We start from the raw sequence: 20,029 nt of genomic DNA on the forward strand, positions 1-20,029 counted from the left end.
ACGAACCTTAAAACAAAGCCCGCCGGGATCCCGACGGGCACTGGCCAATTAACGGGCGTTTTGCTTGATAAACTCGTGGATGCTGGTGTCCTGAGCCATATCAGAAATCACGTCGCTCAGCGTGGAGTTAACCGCGTTAGTGATTTTAGCGTTGGTGGCTGAGAAGGCGCCTTCAACACTGTAGGTCTGGCGGTAGTTCTTCACTTGCTTGTTGCCGTTTTTCGCGGTGGCAACAATCGAAATATCGGCTTTCGTGGTGATGCTGTAGCGCACATTACCTTCGGTAACGTCGGCATACAGGTTATTCACGATGATCTGCAGGTCAACGGCGCCATTAGGACCGATCATGTAACCACGAGCACCCATCTGCTTCTCCAGCGTTTCCTGTAGCAGGAAGCGCAGATCGCGTGAAGGGGTCAGGGTAACCAGCTGTCCGTCGCGGTTAACTTTCGCCAGTGCCTGATCGCTACGCTGATCGGCGCCGTTGATGCTAACAGTGATGCCGGTCAGGCTGGGATCCTGCTGAGGCAGCTGAATTTTTGGCGAAACGGTGAGTGTGTTGCTGTTGCTTGCACAGCCAGCCAGAATTAACACGGCCAGCAGAGGGAATAATAATTTTTTTAACATGCTTATTTTCTCAATGACGAAGGTTGTAGTGCTGACAAAACTGCGGTCATCATAGCATTGCCTGTAACAAGGGGAAGCCCCGATAGCGCGTAAATTCATCGCCTTGCACTTTTAAGGCTGACGCCAGGCACGGGAACTTCGACCGTTTAATAACGGAGTGGTTGCAGCAGCAAAGATGAAAATGCACAGTAGCGGGCATTAAACGGCGGATATTTTTCGCGAACCCAGCAGGGTTTGGTAAAAAACCAGCTAATATTTAAAGAGATGGGGCCACCGTCTTAGAGGAGTCCAGGTATGATCCGCGAAGAAATAGAAGAAAAGTTAAGAACGGCGTTAGCGCCTGTTCATCTGGAAGTTCATGACGAAAGCTATCGTCATAACGTCCCAGCGGGTGCAGAGAGTCATTTTAAAGTGGTTATTGTGAGCGACCATTTTATCAACCAGCGCTTTTTAATGCGTCACCGTACTATTTATAGTGCGCTGGCAGCAGAACTGGCTGGAAGCGTTCACGCGCTGGCTCTACATACCTATACCGTTAAGGAGTGGGAGGGGTTACAGGACACCGTTCCATCCTCACCCAACTGTCGCGGAGCGGGAACGCTTGCCTGATAGTGCACTTTTCAACCAAGGCGGCCTGCGGGCCGCTTTGTCATTTCTGACGTTAAATCCTCAGCGCACCCCCGTTTTCTGCCATTTATGAGAGAAAAGCAACGAAGTTAGCGAAATGTCAGGGTTGAGCAGCCTCGACTCGCTTAAACGTTGTCGCTATAATGCTGCGTCTATTTTTTTCCGGAATATCTTCGGGACCCTTTTGGTACAGCGACTACGATTCTGACACCAGAGGCCATCCCGGTTCTTAGTCTCACTCTGTTTCTTGCGGAGCAGAGAGGGTCTGAAGTTGACCGAGCACGTGATTTTTTGAGGTAATAAGATGCAAGCTTCAGTAGAAACAACTCAGGGCCTGGGCCGTCGCGTTACGATTACCGTTGCTAAAGATGTGATCGAAAACGCGGTGAAAAGTGAGCTGGTCAGCGTATCTAAAAAGGTACGTATCGACGGTTTCCGCAAAGGGAAAGTGCCGATGACTGTCGTAGCACAGCGCTACGGTGCCTCTGTTCGCCAGGACGTTCTGGGCGAACTGATGCAGCGCAACTTCGTTGACGCCATCATCAAAGAGAAGATCAATCCGGCTGGCGCACCTAAATACGTGCCAGGCGAATACAAAGAAGGTGAAGACTTCACTTTCGCCGTTGAGTTTGAAGTGTACCCGGAAGTTGAGCTGAAAGGTCTGGACGCAATCGAAGTTGAAAAACCGGTTGTTGAAGTGACTGACGCTGACGTTGACACCATGCTGGACACCCTGCGCAAGCAGCAGGCCACCTGGAAAGAAACTGACCGCGCAGCAGAAGCTGAAGACCGTGCCACTGTAGACTTCAGCGGTTCAGTAGACGGCGAAGAGTTCGAAGGCGGCAAAGCGTCTGACTTCGTACTGGCAATGGGCCAGGGTCGCATGATCCCAGGCTTCGAAGAAGGCGTTGTTGGCCACAAAGCGGGCGAAACCTTCACTATCGACGTAAACTTCCCGGAAGATTACCACGCTGAAAACCTGAAAGGGAAAGCAGCGAAGTTTGAAATCGTCCTGAAGAAAGTGGAAGAGCGTGAGCTGCCAGAATTCACCGCCGAGTTCATCAAACGTTTCGGCGTTGAAGATGGTTCAGTAGACGGTCTGCGTGCTGAAGTGCGTAAAAACATGGAGCGCGAGCTGAAAGGCGCCGTGCGTAACCGTGTGAAGACTCAGGCTATCGACGGTCTGGTCAGCGCGAACGACATCGACGTGCCAGTTGCACTGATCGATGGCGAAATCGACGTGCTGCGTCGCCAGGCTGCACAGCGCTTTGGCGGTAACGAGAAGCAAGCTTTCGAGCTGCCTCGTGAACTGTTTGAAGAGCAGGCTAAACGCCGCGTAGTTGTTGGCTTGCTGCTGGGCGAAGTGATTCGTACCCACGAGCTGAAAGCTGATGAAGACCGTGTGAAAGAGCTGATCGAAGAGATGGCTTCTGCTTACGAAGATCCATCAGAAGTGGTTGAGTTCTACAGCAAGAATAACGAGCTGATGAACAACATGCGTAACGTTGCGTTGGAAGAACAGGCAGTGGAAGCTGTGCTGGAGAAAGCCAAAGTGACCGAGAAGGCCACTAACTTCCAGGAACTGATGAACCAGGCGCAACCAGCCTGATCCACTGATTCTGTAAGCTAAATAAAAGCCCGCAGTTATGATGACTGCGGGCTTTTTGCTTTTATCCGTTGCCCGGACGTGCCTTAGTGCGCTTATTCGCTCATTAAACCGGCAAAATATCAACTAAGCTGTTTTTCCTGGTTAGCAGTTGATAAAAACGTTGTTATGCTTGAATCAGCGGGGCAACATCCCCAAATAGACTATTATGGCGTACTGAGTCCTGTCTTGATTGTCCCCGGTCAGTGTGGGGAATGTAATGGAAACATAGTGTTCCGGATCGCTCTCAAGTAGAATCGGTACGGAGTGTTGCCAAATGAAATTTATCCAGGAGACGGTAATGTCATACAGTGGCGAACGTGAACAAACTGCACCTCATATGGCTTTAGTGCCGATGGTGGTCGAACAAACCTCTCGCGGAGAGCGTTCTTACGACATCTTTTCCCGCCTGCTCAAGGAACGTATTATTTTCCTGACCGGACAGGTTGAAGATCATATGGCGAACCTGATCGTCGCTCAGATGCTGTTTCTGGAAGCTGAGAACCCGGAAAAAGACATCCACCTTTATATCAACTCTCCTGGCGGTGTGATCACTGCAGGGATGTCGATCTACGACACCATGAAGTTCATCAAGCCAGACGTCAGCACCATTTGTATGGGCCAGGCCTGTTCAATGGGCGCGTTCCTGCTGACCGCAGGGACCAAAGGCAAGCGTTATGCGCTGCCTAACTCTCGCGTGATGATCCACCAGCCGCTGGGCGGATATCAGGGTCAGGCAACTGACATTGAAATCCACGCGCGCGAAATTCTGAAAGTGAAAGCGCGTATGAACGAGCTGATGGCAGAACATACGGGCAAAACTCTTGAAGAAATCGAGAGAGACACGGAACGTGACCGTTTCCTGTCAGCGAGCGAAGCTGTAGAGTATGGGTTGGTAGATTCCGTTCTGACGCATCGCACGTAAGCCTGATGCCCATCTGTCGTCTATAGTTATGGATGGGCTAGAGCAACGAATGAGGGTGCCGCAAGGCGGCATCATCGCCGCAACACAGTGCGGACGAAGATAACAGAAGAGGTTAACTGATGACTGAGAAGCGCAAAGACGGTTCAGGAAAGCTGCTGTACTGCTCTTTCTGCGGCAAAAGCCAGCATGAAGTGCGCAAGCTGATTGCCGGCCCGTCAGTGTATGTCTGCGATGAGTGTGTCGATCTATGCAATGACATCATTCGCGAAGAGATTAAAGAAGTTGCGCCGCATCGTGAACGTAGCGCACTGCCGACGCCGCATGAAATCCGCCATCACCTCGACGATTACGTTATCGGCCAGGAACGGGCGAAAAAAGTGCTGGCCGTAGCGGTCTATAACCACTACAAACGCCTGCGCAACGGTGACACCAGTAATGGCATTGAGCTTGGCAAAAGTAACATTTTGCTGATCGGGCCTACCGGTAGCGGTAAAACGCTGCTGGCGGAAACTCTGGCTCGCCTGCTGGATGTGCCGTTCACAATGGCGGATGCCACCACGCTGACCGAAGCCGGTTATGTTGGTGAAGACGTCGAAAACATCATTCAGAAACTGCTGCAGAAATGTGACTATGACGTGCAGAAAGCACAGCGCGGCATTGTTTACATCGATGAAATTGATAAGATTTCCCGTAAATCTGACAACCCTTCCATTACCCGTGATGTTTCGGGCGAAGGTGTTCAGCAGGCGCTGTTGAAGCTGATTGAAGGCACTGTGGCGGCGGTGCCACCTCAGGGCGGACGCAAGCATCCACAGCAAGAGTTCCTGCAGGTTGATACCTCCAAGATCCTGTTTATCTGTGGCGGTGCGTTCGCCGGGCTGGACAAGGTGATTTCTCAGCGCGTAGACACCGGTACGGGGATTGGCTTTGGTGCCACCGTGAAGGGCACGGCAGAGAAAGCCACTGAAGGTCAGCTGCTGGAGCAGGTTGAGCCAGAAGATTTGATCAAATTCGGTCTGATCCCAGAGTTCATCGGTCGTCTGCCAGTCGTGGCAACCCTGAGCGAGCTGAGTGAAGAAGCGCTGATTCAGATCCTGCGTGAGCCGAAAAACGCCCTGACCAAGCAGTATCAGGCGTTGTTCAATCTTGAAGGTGTGGACCTGGAATTCCGTGAAGAAGCGCTGACGGCGATTGCCAAAAAAGCTATGTCACGCAAAACCGGTGCCCGTGGCCTGCGTTCCATTGTGGAAGGCGCGCTGCTGAATACCATGTATGACCTCCCTTCAATGGACGATGTTGAAAAAGTGGTGATTGACGATTCAGTGATCGATGGCCAGTCTGAGCCAATGCTGATCTACGGAAAACAGGAAGCTCAACAAGCTTCTGGTGAATAAATAACCACATCTTTCCAGTCAGTTATCATAAAAAGGGGGAATTTATTCCCCCTTTTGCTTTTCTCTCGCGGATAACATTGAATGTCTTACATTCATCCCCATATACTCAACTACCTGTGGGTAAAACTGCACTTTAGTGGTCTGTTGCGGTTCCCATCACCCTGGCGGAAATTAAACTAAGAGAGAGCTCTATGAATCCTGAGCGTTCTGAACGCATTGAAATCCCTGTGTTGCCGTTGCGTGACGTAGTGGTTTATCCGCACATGGTAATTCCGTTGTTTGTCGGTCGTGAGAAATCGATTCGCTGCCTTGAAGCCGCCATGGATCATGATAAAAAAATCATGCTGGTCGCCCAGAAAGAAGCTTCAACGGATGAACCTGGCATTAACGATCTCTTTTCTGTAGGGACCGTCGCCTCTATTCTGCAAATGCTCAAGCTGCCAGACGGTACGGTTAAAGTGCTGGTAGAAGGCCTGCAGCGTGCGCATATCACAACGCTTGCGGATAATGGTGACCATTTCACCGCGCAGGCTGAATACCTGGCGTCCCCTGAAATCGATGAGCGCGAGCAGGAAGTGCTGGTGCGCACCGCAATTAATCAGTTTGAAGGCTATATCAAACTGAATAAAAAAATCCCTCCTGAAGTGCTGACCTCGTTGAACAGCATTGAAGATGCTGCACGTCTGGCTGATACCGTTGCGGCACATATGCCGTTGAAACTGGCCGACAAACAGTCCGTGCTTGAGATGTCAGACGTCAATGAGCGTCTGGAGTATCTGATGGCGATGATGGAGTCAGAGATCGATCTGCTCCAGGTGGAAAAACGTATCCGCAATCGCGTCAAAAAGCAGATGGAAAAAAGCCAGCGCGAGTACTATCTGAACGAGCAGATGAAGGCTATTCAGAAAGAACTGGGCGAAATGGACGATGCGCCTGACGAAAATGAAGCGCTGAAACGCAAAATCGATGCGGCAAAAATGCCGAAAGAAGCGCGTGATAAAACCGAAGCTGAACTGCAGAAGCTGAAAATGATGTCTCCGATGTCAGCGGAAGCGACCGTGGTACGCGGTTATATCGACTGGATGGTTCAGGTGCCGTGGAATGCCCGTAGCAAGGTCAAAAAAGACCTGGTGAAGGCGCAGGAAACGCTGGATACCGACCACTTCGGTCTGGAACGCGTGAAAGATCGCATCCTGGAATATTTGGCAGTACAGAGCCGCGTCAGCAAAATTAAAGGACCCATCCTCTGTCTGGTTGGGCCTCCGGGTGTGGGTAAAACCTCACTGGGCCAGTCTATCGCCAAGGCGACGGGCCGTAAGTATGTCCGTATGGCGCTGGGCGGCGTGCGCGATGAAGCGGAAATTCGCGGTCACCGTCGTACCTATATTGGTTCTATGCCGGGCAAATTAATCCAGAAAATGGCTAAAGTGGGCGTTAAAAACCCGCTGTTCCTGCTGGATGAAATCGACAAAATGTCGTCGGACATGCGCGGCGACCCGGCTTCAGCGCTGCTTGAAGTGCTGGATCCGGAACAGAACATTGCCTTTAACGACCATTACCTGGAAGTGGATTACGATCTCTCCGACGTGATGTTCGTGGCAACGTCCAACTCGATGAACATTCCTGCGCCGCTGCTGGACCGTATGGAAGTTATTCGTCTGTCGGGTTACACCGAAGACGAGAAGCTCAACATTGCTAAGCAGCATTTGCTGTCCAAGCAGATCGAGCGTAACGCCCTGAAAGACAGTGAAATCACCGTCGATGACAGCGCCATCGTCAGCATCATTCGTTACTACACGCGTGAAGCGGGTGTGCGTAGCCTTGAGCGCGAGCTGTCCAAACTGTGCCGTAAGGCGGTGAAGACCTTGCTGATGGACAAAACCATCAAGCATATTCTGATCAATGCTGACAACCTGAAAGACTACCTCGGCGTTCAACGTTATGACTACGGTCGTGCGGACAACGAAAACCGCGTCGGTCAGGTAACCGGTCTGGCGTGGACGGAAGTGGGTGGCGATCTGCTGACCATCGAAACGGCTTGCGTACCGGGTAAAGGTAAACTGACCTATACCGGTTCACTGGGCGAAGTGATGCAGGAATCTATCCAGGCGGCGTTGACCGTGGTGCGTGCCCGCGCTGAGAAGCTGGGTATCAACGGTGACTTCTACGAGAAGCGTGATATTCACGTTCACGTCCCGGAAGGCGCGACGCCGAAAGATGGTCCAAGTGCGGGTATAGCAATGTGTACCGCGCTGGTGTCCTGTCTGACCGGTAACCCGGTGCGTGCCAATGTGGCGATGACCGGTGAGATCACTCTGCGTGGTCAGGTTCTGCCAATTGGTGGACTGAAAGAGAAACTGCTGGCTGCACACCGTGGTGGTATCAAAACGGTGTTGATCCCGGATGAAAACAAGCGCGATCTGGAAGAGATCCCGGACAACGTTATCGCCGATCTGGACATCCATCCGGTGAAGCGCATCGAAGAAGTCCTGACACTTGCGCTGGTCAATGCCCCTTATGGCATGCAGGTTGCGACCGCAAAATAGTGATTTAAGGCAAAAACAGGCCAAAAGCCGGGCTGGCAAGCAAATTGGGACTTGCCAGCTTTTTTTTGTGCCGCTAATTTAGAGAGCTGCTAGGCCAATGACGGCTGTTGCCGTTTTCGGCATGACAGGAATACTGAATCCAAATAATTGATGCGCGTTCGTCGCGGGTGGGAAGCCCGACTGCGAAGTGAATAATAAAAGAGGGGATTATTGAGTGAATAAGTCACAGTTGATCGACAAAATTGCTGCAAGCGCCGACATTTCTAAAGCGGCAGCGGGACGTGTTTTAGATGCTTTCATGGGCTCAGTGTCAGATTCACTGAAAGAAGGCGATGAAGTTGCACTGGTAGGCTTCGGCACGTTCTCCGTGCGTGAGCGCTCAGAGCGTACCGGCCGTAACCCACAGACCGGTAAAGAAATCACCATCCCAGCGGGTAAAGTACCAGGCTTCCGTGCCGGTAAAGCGCTGAAAGACGCCGTTAACTAATGGCGGTATGTTTCCACTGAGGCAATTTCTTCGGTGGAGAGTGAGGATTGTGTTCGCGTTCTCATGTACCATACGGGGCACATCAAAAAAACTGATGTGCCTTTTTTTATGTTTCAATGACATTTGCGAATTGCGGTTGTCATAGTGGCGTGCGGTTTGCTACGCAGCGGCGTGGAGCGTCCCCGGGAAGACGGGACGAAAGCGCAAGGGTTTACATTCACACTACAGCGGAGTGTTGTCACACCATGATGGACAATTTACGCGCGGCGTCGAACCATGTCGTGCTCAAAATTATATTGGCATTGATCATTCTGTCTTTCGTTTTGACCGGGGTGGGCAACTACCTGATCGGCGGTAACGGAGATTACGCCGCCAAGGTTAACGGACAGGAAATCAGCCGTGCACAGCTCGAGAACGCCTTCTCAAATGAACGTTCACGTCAGCAGCAGCAGTTGGGCGAACAGTTCTCCCAGCTCGCCGGAAACCCTGCCTACATTCAGCAGATCCGCCAGCAGGCGCTGTCTCAGCTGATCGATGAATCGCTTCTGACCGGCTATGCCAAAGATCTCGGCCTGGCCATCAGCGATGATCAAATCAAACAGGCTATTTTCAACCAGTCGGCTTTCCAGACCAACGGCAAGTTTGATAATACAAAATACCTGGGCCTGATCAATCAGATGGGCTTCACCGCCGATCAATACGCTGAAGCGCTGCGTAAGCAGTTGACCACCCAACAGCTGATTGCTGCGGTGACCAACACCGACTTCATGCTGACCGGTGAAACTGACGCACTGGCTGCGCTGGTTTCTCAGGAGCGTCTGGTTCGCGAGGCGACGATCAATGTGGCGGCACTGGCCGCTAAACAGACCGTCAGCGCGGAAGAGATCAAAAACTATTACGAGCAGAACAAGAACAACTTCATGTCTCCTGAGCAGTTCCGCGTTAGCTACATCAAGTTAGATGCGGCTTCGATGCAGGAAACCGCCAGCGAGGCTGATATCCAGAGTTGGTACGATCAGCATCAGGCTGATTACACTCAGCCGCAGCGTAGCCGTTACAGCATTATCCAGACCAAAACCGAAGCGGAAGCGCAGTCGGCTCTGGATGCACTGAAAAAAGGCGGTGACTTTGCCGCGCTGGCTAAAGAAAAATCTGATGACCCAATTTCTGCCCGTAACGGTGGCGACATGGGCTGGCTTGAGCCAGACACCACGCCGGATGAACTGAAAAGTGCCGGCCTGAAAGAGAAAGGTCAGCTGTCAGGGGTGATCAAGTCGTCTGTCGGCTTCATCGTTGCCCGTCTGACGGATGTTCAGCCACAGCAGATCAAGGCGCTGGCTGCCGTCCATGACGACATCGCTGCAAAAGTGAAGCAGGAAAAAGCGATTGATGCTTACTACAAACTGCAGCAGAAAGTGAGCGATGCGGCCACCAATGACAATGAGTCACTGGCGGGTGCAGAGCAGGCTGCTGGTGTGAAGGCGGTGGAAACGGGCTGGTTCAGCCATGATAATCCGCCTGCTGAGCTGAACTTCAAGCAGGTTGAGCAGGCCATCTTCAATGGCGGCTTAGTCGGCGAGAACGGCGCACCTGGCAGTAACTCGGACATCATCACTGTCGATGGTGATCGTGCGTTCGTGCTGCGTGTTAGCGAGCACAAGCCTGAAGCGGTGAAACCACTGGATCAGGTCACGGCCCAGATCACCGATACGCTGAAAACGCAGAAGGCGCAGGCTCAGGCGAAAGCGCAGGCGGATAAACTGTTGGCCGATCTGAAAGCAGGCAAGGGTGATGAGGCGATGAAAGCCGCTAACCTGAGCTTCGGCAGCCAGAAAACGCTGACCCGCAACGGTCAGGATGCCGTAACCCAGGCCGCATTCACCATGAGTCTGCCAGCGAAGGACAAACCGTCTTACGCGACCAGTGAAGATGGTGAAGGCAACGTGCTGTTAGTGGCGCTGGATCAGGTGCGTAGCGGTTCAATGCCGGACGCGCAGAAGAAGGCAATGGTTCAGGGGATCACGCAGAACAACGCGCAGATCACCTTCGAAGCTATGCTGAGCAACCTGCGTAAAGAAGCCAAAATCAAATACGGTGCAGCCGCGCAGGCCCAATAAGCCTCGCAAATTTCCTGCAACGACATGCAATACCAAAGGCCGCTTTCGCGGCCTTTTCCATTTCTCTAATCCGCCATTTGTTTACCGAATTCTTCCGCTGTACCGTGGCGTTGCTGTCACACACATGGAGGAATACAGCATGAAACACCCACTTATCGCGTTATGTTTTTTTACCGCAATGAGCGCAGGCATCCTGACTGCAATACCGGTAAAAGCGGCAGAAACTACACCAACGGCGTCTGCTCAGGTCGCCACGGAAAGTACGGCCACTGCAAGCGACAAAGTAAGCCTGAATCAGGCTACCGCCCAGCAACTGGCCGCGGCATTGAATGGCGTCGGGCTCAAAAAAGCCGAAGCCATTATCAGTTACCGCGAGCAGTACGGCGCGTTTACCGATATTGAACAACTGAAAGAAGTGCCCGGCATGGGCAATGCGCTGGTGGAGAGAAATTTGTCACGGCTGAAATTGTGACATAACTCGCGACTTTAACGCATTATCTGCTGAAGGCCGTAAACGGCTGCTAACCTGTAGAGGTCATACCAGTTGGGTGACTTCTACTTTTTTATAAGGGCAGCGTAACTATGCACACCACCATCAAAGTCCGTGGCTATCATCTGGATGTTTACCAGCACGTCAATAATGCCCGCTATCTGGAGTTCCTTGAGGAAGCCCGTTGGGAGTGGCTGGAACGCCTGGAGTCGTTCAACTGGCTGCAGGAGAACCAACTGGCGTTTGTGGTGGTCAACATCAACATTAATTATCGCCGGCCAGCGGTGATGGGCGATGTGTTAGACATCCACAGTAAGTTGCTCCAGCTGGGCGGGAAAAGTGGCGTGATTGGTCAGACCGTGACGCTGGCCCCAGCGGGTGAAGTGGTGGCCGACGCCGCGCTGACGTTTGTCTGCATCGATCTGCGCACACAAAAGGCGCAGCCGATGGAAGGAGAACTGAAAAGAAGAATGGAAGAGATGCTGTCAGCGTAGGCCGGTTTTGCGTTTCATTTCGGCCATCACCGCGTGCCCGTTGGCCTGATACTCGTTCAAACCCTTCGCGCGAAGATGGCACGCAGCGCATTCGCCACAGCCGTCACCTTTCACGCCGTTGTAGCAGGTCAGCGTCTCATTGCGTACCAGCGGCAGTTGCTGCCAGTAGTCGGCCAGCGCCCAGGTTTCAGCTTTGTTCAGCCACATCAGCGGTGTTTCAAAGCGCACAGACCTTGCCATGCCGAGTTCAATCGCATGGTTCAGCGCCTTAACAAACTCATCGCGGCAGTCTGGGTAGCCGGAGAAATCGGTCTCACAGACGCCCGTGATCACTGCTTCCGCCTCAACCTGATAAGCATAAATGGAGGCGAGGGTCAGGAACAGGATATTGCGGCCCGGCACAAAGGTGCTCGGCAAGCCGCTGGCATCGGGATCGTAAGCCGGTACCGGGATGCTTTCACGCGTCAGGCTGCTGACCGCCAATTCATTTAACATGGTTACATCGAGGACTTTGTGCGCGCGTGCGCCCAAAGAAAGTGAAAGCTCGCGGGCAATATCGATTTCCGCACGATGGCGCTGGCCGTAATCGAAGGTGATGCAATGCACCTCATCATACTGTTGCAGAGCCTGAATCAGACAGGTTGTTGAATCCTGTCCACCGCTGAAAACCACCACTGCACGTCTCATTTTAATCACCTTAGTCATCTGTTAGGCCGTATGGTACTGCCTGTGGCGGCAGAAGGGTAGTTTTGCTCAGGGAATGGCGACCGGGGGTGGGATCCACGCGCGGGAAAAATCAAACCATCCCCAGGCATTTAAGGCGATATCTTCCACGTCCGGTGGGGCACTCACCTGATAACGATAGTTGAACAGCGGCGTAATTACCGACTGCGCCATCAGCTGATGAAAGGCCTGTTGCAGTCCGGTCAGCCGCTCGGCTTCGACGTTATTGCACTGGATCCGTTCGAGCGTGTTCAGCAGTTGCTGATGAGTTACCTCACCCAGCAGCGTCGGCCAGAGAGGATCCAGTTTTAGCCAGCTCTCCAGGGTGAACGCCGGCGCTTCACCAATCAGGCGATCGCCCATAATGATGTCAGCCGTTTCCAGACCGCTATACCCCTGCCAGTTTTTCGCTGGATGAAAGTGCAGTCTTAGCTGGCAACCTTCCTCCGTCAGCACCTGTTGCAGCTTTTCGGCCATCGCATGCAGTTCCACCGGCAGGTGATAGTGCAGATTCAGCGTGGCGGGCAATTCCGTTTCTTCCTGAGCGCTAATCTCTGGCACCGGCCAGCCGGGCAGCATCTCCAGACTCGGGGTAATCAGACCTTCCTCCAGAGGCAGTTCTTCAATCACCTTCTTACTGCGGATCAGCGCCAGTATTTTTTGTGCCTGAGCGGGGGAAAGGGCGCCGTTCTGCTTCAACGCCAGGTAACAAAATCCCAGGCTAATCCGACGGCTGACCGGGCGTAAAAGCGACAGTTCATGTTGCTCACCAATTGCTATCTGCACCGGATGGCGGCAGCTGGTCCCGAGGGTTTTGTCGAAAAGCTGCGGCGTGATCCAGTACTCCACCATCTGCATGAGCGGCTGATTGCCATAATAACGCTCGTGATTTTCGATTCTGACCAGCTCCGGTGACCAGTGGCTCAATTTCCACGGACCGGATCCAATAGCAGGATCGTCCGGATGCGTCAGCAGACAGAGCACCGTGGCCAGGCGCCAGGTGAGCCAGTAATCGGGGCGATGCAGATCGATTTGCAGGCACATCGATTGAGGAAGAGAGAGGGATTTTACGCTGGCTAACTGCTTTGTCCCTGCCGGGCTGTCGATGACCCTTTGCAGGTGCTGCATGATCTGCAGCGATGTCACTCGCTCGCCGCTGTGCCAGTAAAGCTGCGGACGCAGAAAGAAGAACCAGCTTAAGCCATCCTCACTGCATTGCCAGTGGTGAGCCAGATCGGCGACAACGCGATCGTCCTGAAAACGCGTCAGGCCGGAAAAAATCTGCCCGGCAAGATGTTGTTCAGCGCGCCCAGGCATATCCAGTGGATTGAGGGGATCCAACGGACGGTAATAAGGAATACGTAACGTGGGGCGATCGTCCAGCCACTGACCGCCCATAAAGGGTTTGAGCAACTGATTAAGCTGTTCCGGTGCGATCTGCACCAGTTCCAGCGCCTGATGTGACAAGCCCTGATCTAACTGCTGCTGAAAAAGGATTGTTCTGAGCTGAGTCGGAGACTGTAAAAATTCGAGTTCACCGCGTTTACCACGCCCGGACTGGGCCTGCCAGCGCAACCAGCCGGCCGACTGCCACTGGCCCAGTAGCGTGCGGACATGGCGTTCGCTGCAAATACAGCGCCCGGCGATTTCCGCCACGCTGGTTAACTGAGGTTCGCCCAGGCTGGCCTGCCACAGGCGTTGATATTGATTGAGTCGGTTTAACTGGCGCATCGAAATAAACCCGGAACACTTTTTCCGAAGTATTCACTATTAGTTCCGTAAATACCAGGTGATACTCAGCACTCGATGAAAAAACAGGCACTGGAGAAATAATGGCTCGTCTGGCGGCGTTTGATATGGATGGTACCTTGCTGATGCCTGACCATCAGCTGGGAGAACGAACTCTGACGGCGCTGCGTGCGCTGGATGAAAAGGGCGTATTACTGACCTTTGCTACCGGTCGCCACTGGCTGGAAATGCAGCCGCTGATCGCGGATTTTAAATTGAAGGCCTACCTGATCACCGGCAATGGCACGCGAGTACACGATCAGAACGGCAACTTACTTTCCGCCTGCGATCTGTCGCCTGATGTGGCGGAAGAGGTCATTCATACGCACTGGGACACCAGCGCCAGCCTGCATGTTTTTAATGATGATGGCTGGTTAACCGAGTTCGACGTGCCGCACATTCTCCACGCGCATCAGATGAGCGGTTTCCGCTATCAGCTTGCCGATCTGAAACGCCTGCCGGCACATATGATCACGAAAACCTGTTTCATCGGCAATCACGACGAGCTTTGTCAGCTCAAGGGACAGTTGGAAGATGCGCTGGGCGATCGTGCTCACATCTGTTTCTCTGCGCGGGATTGTCTTGAAGTCCTGCCGCCAGGCTGCAACAAAGGTACTGCGTTGGATTCTCTCTCGTCTTCGCTGGGTTTTACGCTGGCAGATTGTATGGCGTTTGGCGATGCCATGAACGATCGTGAGATGCTGGAAACGGTCGGTCGCGGATTCATTATGGGTAACGCGATGAGTCAGCTGAAAGCCTTACTGCCGCATTTACCGGTTATCGGACATTGTGAAACGCAGGGCGTGTCGCATTACCTCAATCACTGGCTTTCCACCCCAAACCTCGCTTATTCCCCCGAATATTGAGGTCATTATGCCGGACAGGGTGGTCCGGCGCTTAACGCTGATGTTTGCCGGGCGGGAAAGCCCGGCGTTTTAGTTGAGCATGTTCTGCCAAGGCGTAATATCGCCGATGTTTTCCGCGACCCACTCCGCATTGTAATAGCTGTCCAGATAGCGTTCACCGCTGTCACACAACAGCGTGACGATGGCGCCTGTACGCTGCTCTTCCGCCATTCTGCTGGCTATCTGCAACGCTCCCCACACGTTGGTGCCGGTTGACGCGCCAGGCTTACGGCCGAGCTGTTTTTCCAGCCAGAGCATAGTGGCAATACTGGCGGCATCCGGCACGCGGATCATCTCATCCACCACGTCAGCAATAAATGAAGGTTCGACGCGCGGGCGACCGATCCCCTCAATCTTCCCGCCGGTGGTGTTGCGCAGGGTTTTATCCCGCTGATGCCAGTAATCGTAAAACACCGAATTTTCAGGATCGACCACCGTCAGCCGGGTAGCGTGTCCCTGATAGCGCAAATAGCGGCCAATGGTTGCCGAGGTGCCGCCGGTGCCTGCGCTCATCACGATGCTTTCTGGCACCGGGAAGGGTTCGTTCTGCATCTGCTGGAAAATGCTGTCTGCAATATTGTTATTACCGCGCCAGTCAGTGGCCCGTTCGGCATAGGTAAATTGATCCATAAAGTGGCCGTTCAGCTCACGGGCCAGCCGCTCGGATTCAGCATACATCTGGCAGGGATCGCTGACGAAATGGCAACGGCCGCCGTAGAAGGTAATCTGCTCAACCTTACGTTTTGCCGTGGTGGCGGGCATAACGGCAATAAAAGGCAGGCCCAACAACCGCGCGAAGTAGGCTTCAGAAACCGCAGTGCTTCCCGAAGAAGCCTCGATAATTGGCGTACCTTCTTTTATCCAGCCGTTGCACAAGCCATACAAAAACAGCGAACGCGCCAGGCGGTGCTTAAGGCTGCCGCTGGGATGCGTGCTCTCGTCTTTCAGATACAGCCAGATGCCGGGATAGGCTGCCAGCGGCAGGCGGATCAAATGCGTATCGGCTGAACGTTGAATGTCGGCATTGATCTCTTTAATAGCGTGCGATACCCATAAATCTGACATGTTCTTTCCCCGGCAAAATTTGTTAAAGAGTACGGCATTAATCGGAAAAAAGGTTTACTCTCTTTCCTGTAAAATGGCCCCTTAAGAGAAAATTATTCTCCGGAAATCGGCAATGACAGATAAAACTGACCTCAAGCTGTTGGCGCTGCTGCAGCAGGACTGCACGTTATCGCTGCAGGCGCTGGCCGATGCGGTGCATCTGACCACCACGCCCTGCTGGAAACGGTTGAAAAGGCTGGAAGATGAAGGCTATATTCGCGGCCGGGTCGCGTTGCTTGATGCCGATAAACTCGATCTGTCATTGACCGCCTTTATGCTGATCAAAACCCAGCAGCACAGCAGCAGCTGGTATCAGCAATTTGTTGAGGTGGTGCAGGCGATGCCCGAGGTGATGGGCTGTTATCGTATGGCCGGAGAATACGATTATCTGCTGCGCATTCAGGTGGCCGATATGAAAACTTATGATGCCTTCTATAAACGTTTAGTGAACGGGGTTCCAGGATTGCTGGATGTGACTTCGAGCTTTGCGATGGAAGAGATAAAATACACTACCGCGCTGCCATTAAAATGAGCAGGCGCCGGCGTTAACCCTGCTCAATCTTAACCAGGACGTTTTCTGTGCGACTGTTTAGCCAATTAAGCTGGTATTTTATTCGTGAGTGGCGCCGCTACCTTGGGGCCGTTGCGTTACTGATTGTGATAGCCATTCTGCAATTGTTGCCGCCAAAAGTGGTCGGCATGGTTGTCGACGGCGTTTCTCATCAGCAGATGAGCACCTCTCAGTTGATGATGTGGATCGGCGTGATGCTGATCACCGCCGTGGTGGTTTATCTGCTGCGCTATGTCTGGCGCGTATTGCTGTTCGGGGCCTCTTACCAACTGGCGGTCGAACTGCGTCAGGACTTTTACCGCCAGCTGAGCCGCCAGCATCCCGAATTTTATCTGCGCCATCGCACGGGCGACCTGATCGCGCGGGCCACTAATGATGTCGATCGCGTGGTGTTTGCCGCTGGCGAAGGGGTACTGACGCTGGTGGATTCGCTGGTGATGGGGCTGGTGGTACTGTTTGTGATGAGTACCCAAATCAGCTGGCAGTTGACCCTGCTGGCGTTGTTGCCGATGCCGATCATGGCGATAGTGATCAAGCGCTACGGCGACCAGTTGCACAACCGCTTTAAGCTGGCTCAGGCCGCGTTCTCTTCGCTGAATGATCAGACGCAGGAAAGCTTAACCAGCATCCGCATGATCAAGGCATTTGGTCTGGAAGATCATCAGTCTGGTCAGTTTGCGGATATTGCCAAAGACACCGGCCGCAAGAATTTGCGGGTAGCGCGCGTTGATGCCCGTTTTGATCCGACCATTTATATCGCGATTGGCATGTCTAACCTGCTGGCCATTGGCGGTGGCAGCTGGCTGGTCTGGCACGATCAGATGACCTTGGGGCAACTGACCAGTTTTGTCATGTACCTGGGCTTAATGATCTGGCCGATGCTGGCGCTGGCCTGGATGTTTAACATTGTTGAGCGCGGCAGCGCTGCCTGGAGCCGCATCCGCTCGTTGCTGTCTGAAGCGCCTGCGGTGGAAGACGGCAGCAAAACCCTGCCAGAAGAGCGCGGATCGCTACAGATCGCCATCCGCGAATTCTGCTACCCTGGCGCGCAAAATCCCTCGCTCCGGCACGTCAATGTCCACCTGAAACCGGGACAAATGCTCGGGCTGTGTGGGCCAACGGGGTCCGGGAAAAGCACCTTGCTCAGCCTAATCCAGCGCCATTTTGATATTTCCCAGGGCGACATTCGTTTCCACGGCATTCCCTTACCGCAGCTGCGGCTTGATAGCTGGCGGGGGCGTCTGGCCGTGGTCAGTCAGACTCCTTTCCTGTTTTCCGATACCATCGCCAACAATATCGCGCTGGGACGGCCAACCGCCAAGCCGGCGGATATTGAGCAGGCGGCCAGGCTGGCGAACGTTCACGACGATATTTTGCGTCTGCCGAAAGGCTATGACACTGAAGTGGGCGAGCGTGGCGTGATGCTGTCCGGCGGACAGAAACAGCGTATTTCAATCGCGCGGGCACTGTTGCTGGATGCTGAGATCCTGATCCTCGATGATGCACTCTCGGCGGTCGATGGTCGTACTGAACATCAGATCCTGCATAACCTCCGGCGCTGGGGGCAGGGAAGAACGGTGATTATCAGCGCGCACCGCTTATCTGCCCTGACCGAAGCCAGCGAAATTCTGGTGATGCAGAAAGGCGCGGTGACCCAGCGTGGAGAGCACGAACAACTCGCCGCTGAACCCGGCTGGTATCAGGATATGTACCGTTATCAGCAGTTGGAAGCGGCACTGGACGAAGAAGAGATCGAAAAGGGAGTGCCACATGGCTAATCTTGCCCACCTCTGGCCGACCCTTAAGCGGTTACTGAAATACGGATCGCCGTGGCGTAAATCGCTCGGCCTGGCGGTATTGCTGCTGTGGGTAGCCGCCGCCGCCGAGGTGATGGGGCCCATCCTTATCAGCTACTTTATTGATAATATGGTCGCCAAACATAATATGCCGTTAGCGTTAGTCTCCGGGCTGGCGACCAGTTTTATCCTGCTGCAAATTCTGGCGGCCTCGCTGCATTACTGGCAGGCGCTGCTGTTTAACCAGGCCGCAGTGGGCGTGGTTCAGCAACTGCGGATGGACGTGATGGATGCGGCCTTACGACAGCCGCTGAGTGCGTTTGATACCCAACCGGTAGGGCAAATCATTTCCCGCGTTACCAATGACACCGAAGTGGTGCGCGATCTGTACGTCACGGTGGTTGCCACCGTCTTACGCAGTGCCGCGCTGATTGGGGCGATGCTGGTGGCGATGTTCAGTCTTGACTGGCGCATGGCGCTGGTGGCGATCACCATCTTCCCGGCCGTGCTGACGGTGATGCTGATTTATCAGCGTTACAGCACGCCGATTGTCCGTCGCATGCGCAGCTATCTGGCTGATATCAATAATGGCTTCAATGAAGTGATTAACGGCATGAGCGTGATCCAGCAGTTCCGCCAGCAGGCGCGCTTTGGTGAGCGTATGGGTGAAGCCAGCCGCTCGCATTATCTGGCGCGTATGGAAACGCTGAAGCTTGATGGTTTCCTGCTGCGTCCGCTGCTCAGCCTGTTCTCTGCCCTGATCCTTTGTGGACTGATGCTGCTGTTTGGCTTCTCGTCTGCGGGCAGCATTGAGGTCGGCGTTCTGTATGCCTTTATCAACTACCTCGGCAGGCTCAATGAACCGCTGATCGAACTCACTACGCAGCAGTCTATGCTGCAGCAGGCGGTGGTGGCAGGAGAGCGCATCTTTGAACTGATCGATGCCCCGCGCCAGGATTACGGCACGGATACCCGGCCACTGACCTCGGGGTCCATCTCGGTCAGGGATCTGACTTTCGCTTACCGCGACGATCGCAATGTGCTGAGCGATATCTGCCTTGACGTCCCGTCGCGTAACTTCGTGGCGCTGGTCGGCCATACCGGCAGCGGTAAAAGCACGCTGGCCAATCTGATGATGGGTTACTACCCGATTCAGCACGGTGAAATTTGTCTGGATGGTCGACCGTTAAGTACGCTCAGCCACAGCGTTTTACGTCAGTCGGTGGCGATGGTTCAACAGGATCCGGTGGTCCTGGCGGATACCTTCTTTGCTAACGTGACCCTGGGGCGCGATATCTCTGAAGAGGCGGTGTGGCAAGCGCTGGAGACGGTGCAGCTGGCTGAACTGGCGCGCGGCCTGTCTGAGGGCATCCATACTCGTCTTGGCGAGCAGGGGAATAACCTTTCCGTCGGGCAAAAGCAGTTGCTGGCGATGGCTCGGGTGCTGGTGGCTTCGCCGCAGATTTTGATCCTCGATGAAGCAACGGCCAATATCGATTCTGGCACTGAACAAGCCATCCAGAAGGCGCTGAAAGCCGTGCGCGAAAAAACCACGCTGGTGGTCATTGCACACCGGCTTTCAACGATTATCGACGCCGATACCATCTTGGTTCTGCACCGTGGTCGTGCTGTCGAACAGGGGAACCATCAGACGCTGCTGGAAAAACAGGGCCGTTACTGGCAAATGTACCAATTGCAGCAGGTCGGCGATGAACTGGAAGCGGGCGAGGCGGTGTAAAGACTGCCGCTTCGCTGCACCAGGAACAGGCGCATAACCGGCCGAATTCCCG

17 protein-coding genes are annotated in these 20,029 nt (G+C 53.7%); 13 read left to right on the forward strand and 4 right to left on the reverse strand.

Going from position 1 to position 20,029, the window contains the following annotated elements:
• Window positions 1-48 precede the first annotated feature (48 nt).
• Window positions 49-627: a lipoprotein gene (locus E2F51_RS12470; protein WP_013201036.1), complete on the reverse strand. Its 579-nt coding sequence runs from the start codon at window positions 625-627 to the stop codon at window positions 49-51.
• 294 nt (window positions 628-921) lie between these two features.
• Between E2F51_RS12470 and bolA the strand changes: the two genes are divergently transcribed.
• The 9 genes from bolA (at window position 922) to E2F51_RS12515 (ending at window position 11,352) form a co-directional block, all read left to right on the forward strand.
• Window positions 922-1,236 (forward strand): transcriptional regulator BolA, encoded by a 315-nt coding sequence (gene bolA / locus E2F51_RS12475; RefSeq protein ID WP_013201037.1) that lies wholly within the window; start codon window positions 922-924, stop codon window positions 1,234-1,236.
• A gap of 322 nt (window positions 1,237-1,558) precedes the next feature.
• Window positions 1,559-2,863: a trigger factor gene (tig, locus tag E2F51_RS12480; RefSeq protein ID WP_013201038.1), complete on the forward strand. Its 1,305-nt coding sequence runs from the start codon at window positions 1,559-1,561 to the stop codon at window positions 2,861-2,863.
• Window positions 2,864-3,200: 337 nt separating this feature from the next.
• On the forward strand, window positions 3,201-3,824 hold the full coding sequence (clpP, locus tag E2F51_RS12485; protein WP_041691925.1) for an ATP-dependent Clp endopeptidase proteolytic subunit ClpP: 624 nt from the start codon (window positions 3,201-3,203) through the stop codon (window positions 3,822-3,824).
• A 119-nt stretch (window positions 3,825-3,943) separates the two neighbouring features.
• Entirely contained in the window at window positions 3,944-5,218 is a 1,275-nt protein-coding gene (gene clpX, locus E2F51_RS12490) for an ATP-dependent protease ATP-binding subunit ClpX (RefSeq protein WP_013201040.1), read from the forward strand.
• Window positions 5,219-5,409: 191 nt separating this feature from the next.
• A complete protein-coding gene (gene lon, locus E2F51_RS12495) occupies window positions 5,410-7,764 on the forward strand; it encodes an endopeptidase La (RefSeq protein WP_013201041.1) in 2,355 nt (784 codons plus the stop codon).
• Window positions 7,765-7,978: 214 nt separating this feature from the next.
• On the forward strand, window positions 7,979-8,251 hold the full coding sequence (hupB, locus tag E2F51_RS12500; protein ID WP_013201042.1) for a nucleoid-associated protein HU-beta: 273 nt from the start codon (window positions 7,979-7,981) through the stop codon (window positions 8,249-8,251).
• A 245-nt stretch (window positions 8,252-8,496) separates the two neighbouring features.
• Window positions 8,497-10,368: a peptidylprolyl isomerase gene (ppiD, locus tag E2F51_RS12505; RefSeq protein ID WP_134823594.1), complete on the forward strand. Its 1,872-nt coding sequence runs from the start codon at window positions 8,497-8,499 to the stop codon at window positions 10,366-10,368.
• A 139-nt stretch (window positions 10,369-10,507) separates the two neighbouring features.
• Window positions 10,508-10,840, forward strand: coding sequence for a helix-hairpin-helix domain-containing protein (locus tag E2F51_RS12510; protein ID WP_167738399.1), 333 nt, complete (start codon window positions 10,508-10,510; stop codon window positions 10,838-10,840).
• A gap of 110 nt (window positions 10,841-10,950) precedes the next feature.
• Window positions 10,951-11,352 carry a thioesterase family protein gene (locus E2F51_RS12515; protein WP_013201045.1) on the forward strand — a complete coding sequence of 134 codons (402 nt, stop codon included), beginning with the start codon at window positions 10,951-10,953 and terminating at the stop codon, window positions 11,350-11,352.
• On the opposite strand, the gene queC is transcribed toward E2F51_RS12515, so the two are convergent.
• On the reverse strand, window positions 11,344-12,039 hold the full coding sequence (queC, locus tag E2F51_RS12520) for a 7-cyano-7-deazaguanine synthase QueC (RefSeq protein WP_134823595.1): 696 nt from the start codon (window positions 12,037-12,039) through the stop codon (window positions 11,344-11,346). The two genes, E2F51_RS12515 and queC, sit on opposite strands and share 9 nt — an antisense overlap.
• Window positions 12,040-12,105: 66 nt before the next feature.
• A complete protein-coding gene (locus tag E2F51_RS12525) occupies window positions 12,106-13,806 on the reverse strand; it encodes an SgrR family transcriptional regulator (protein ID WP_134823596.1) in 1,701 nt (566 codons plus the stop codon).
• Between the two features lie 101 nt (window positions 13,807-13,907).
• Here E2F51_RS12525 and cof point away from each other — a divergent pair, with 101 nt between their 5' ends.
• Window positions 13,908-14,729 carry an HMP-PP phosphatase gene (gene cof / locus E2F51_RS12530; protein ID WP_134823597.1) on the forward strand — a complete coding sequence of 274 codons (822 nt, stop codon included), beginning with the start codon at window positions 13,908-13,910 and terminating at the stop codon, window positions 14,727-14,729.
• Between the two features lie 69 nt (window positions 14,730-14,798).
• On the opposite strand, the gene E2F51_RS12535 is transcribed toward cof, so the two are convergent.
• Window positions 14,799-15,833, reverse strand: coding sequence for a PLP-dependent cysteine synthase family protein (locus E2F51_RS12535; protein WP_105759619.1), 1,035 nt, complete (start codon window positions 15,831-15,833; stop codon window positions 14,799-14,801).
• A 112-nt stretch (window positions 15,834-15,945) separates the two neighbouring features.
• Between E2F51_RS12535 and E2F51_RS12540 the strand changes: the two genes are divergently transcribed.
• The 3 genes from E2F51_RS12540 to E2F51_RS12550 are packed head-to-tail and all read left to right on the forward strand — an operon-like array spanning window position 15,946 to window position 19,977.
• The gene (locus E2F51_RS12540) at window positions 15,946-16,404 is read left to right on the forward strand and encodes an Lrp/AsnC family transcriptional regulator (RefSeq protein WP_013201050.1); all 459 of its coding nucleotides are present in this window, start codon (window positions 15,946-15,948) and stop codon (window positions 16,402-16,404) included.
• Between the two features lie 47 nt (window positions 16,405-16,451).
• The gene (locus E2F51_RS12545; RefSeq protein ID WP_134823598.1) at window positions 16,452-18,221 is read left to right on the forward strand and encodes a SmdA family multidrug ABC transporter permease/ATP-binding protein; all 1,770 of its coding nucleotides are present in this window, start codon (window positions 16,452-16,454) and stop codon (window positions 18,219-18,221) included.
• Window positions 18,214-19,977 carry a SmdB family multidrug efflux ABC transporter permease/ATP-binding protein gene (locus E2F51_RS12550; RefSeq protein ID WP_134823599.1) on the forward strand — a complete coding sequence of 588 codons (1,764 nt, stop codon included), beginning with the start codon at window positions 18,214-18,216 and terminating at the stop codon, window positions 19,975-19,977. Before E2F51_RS12545 ends, E2F51_RS12550 begins: the two co-directional genes overlap by 8 nt.
• The last annotated feature ends 52 nt before the right edge of the window (window positions 19,978-20,029 follow it).

Origin of the sequence: Erwinia sp. QL-Z3 (assembly GCF_004551645.1) — a bacterium.
GTDB lineage: Bacteria > Pseudomonadota > Gammaproteobacteria > Enterobacterales > Enterobacteriaceae > Erwinia > Erwinia billingiae.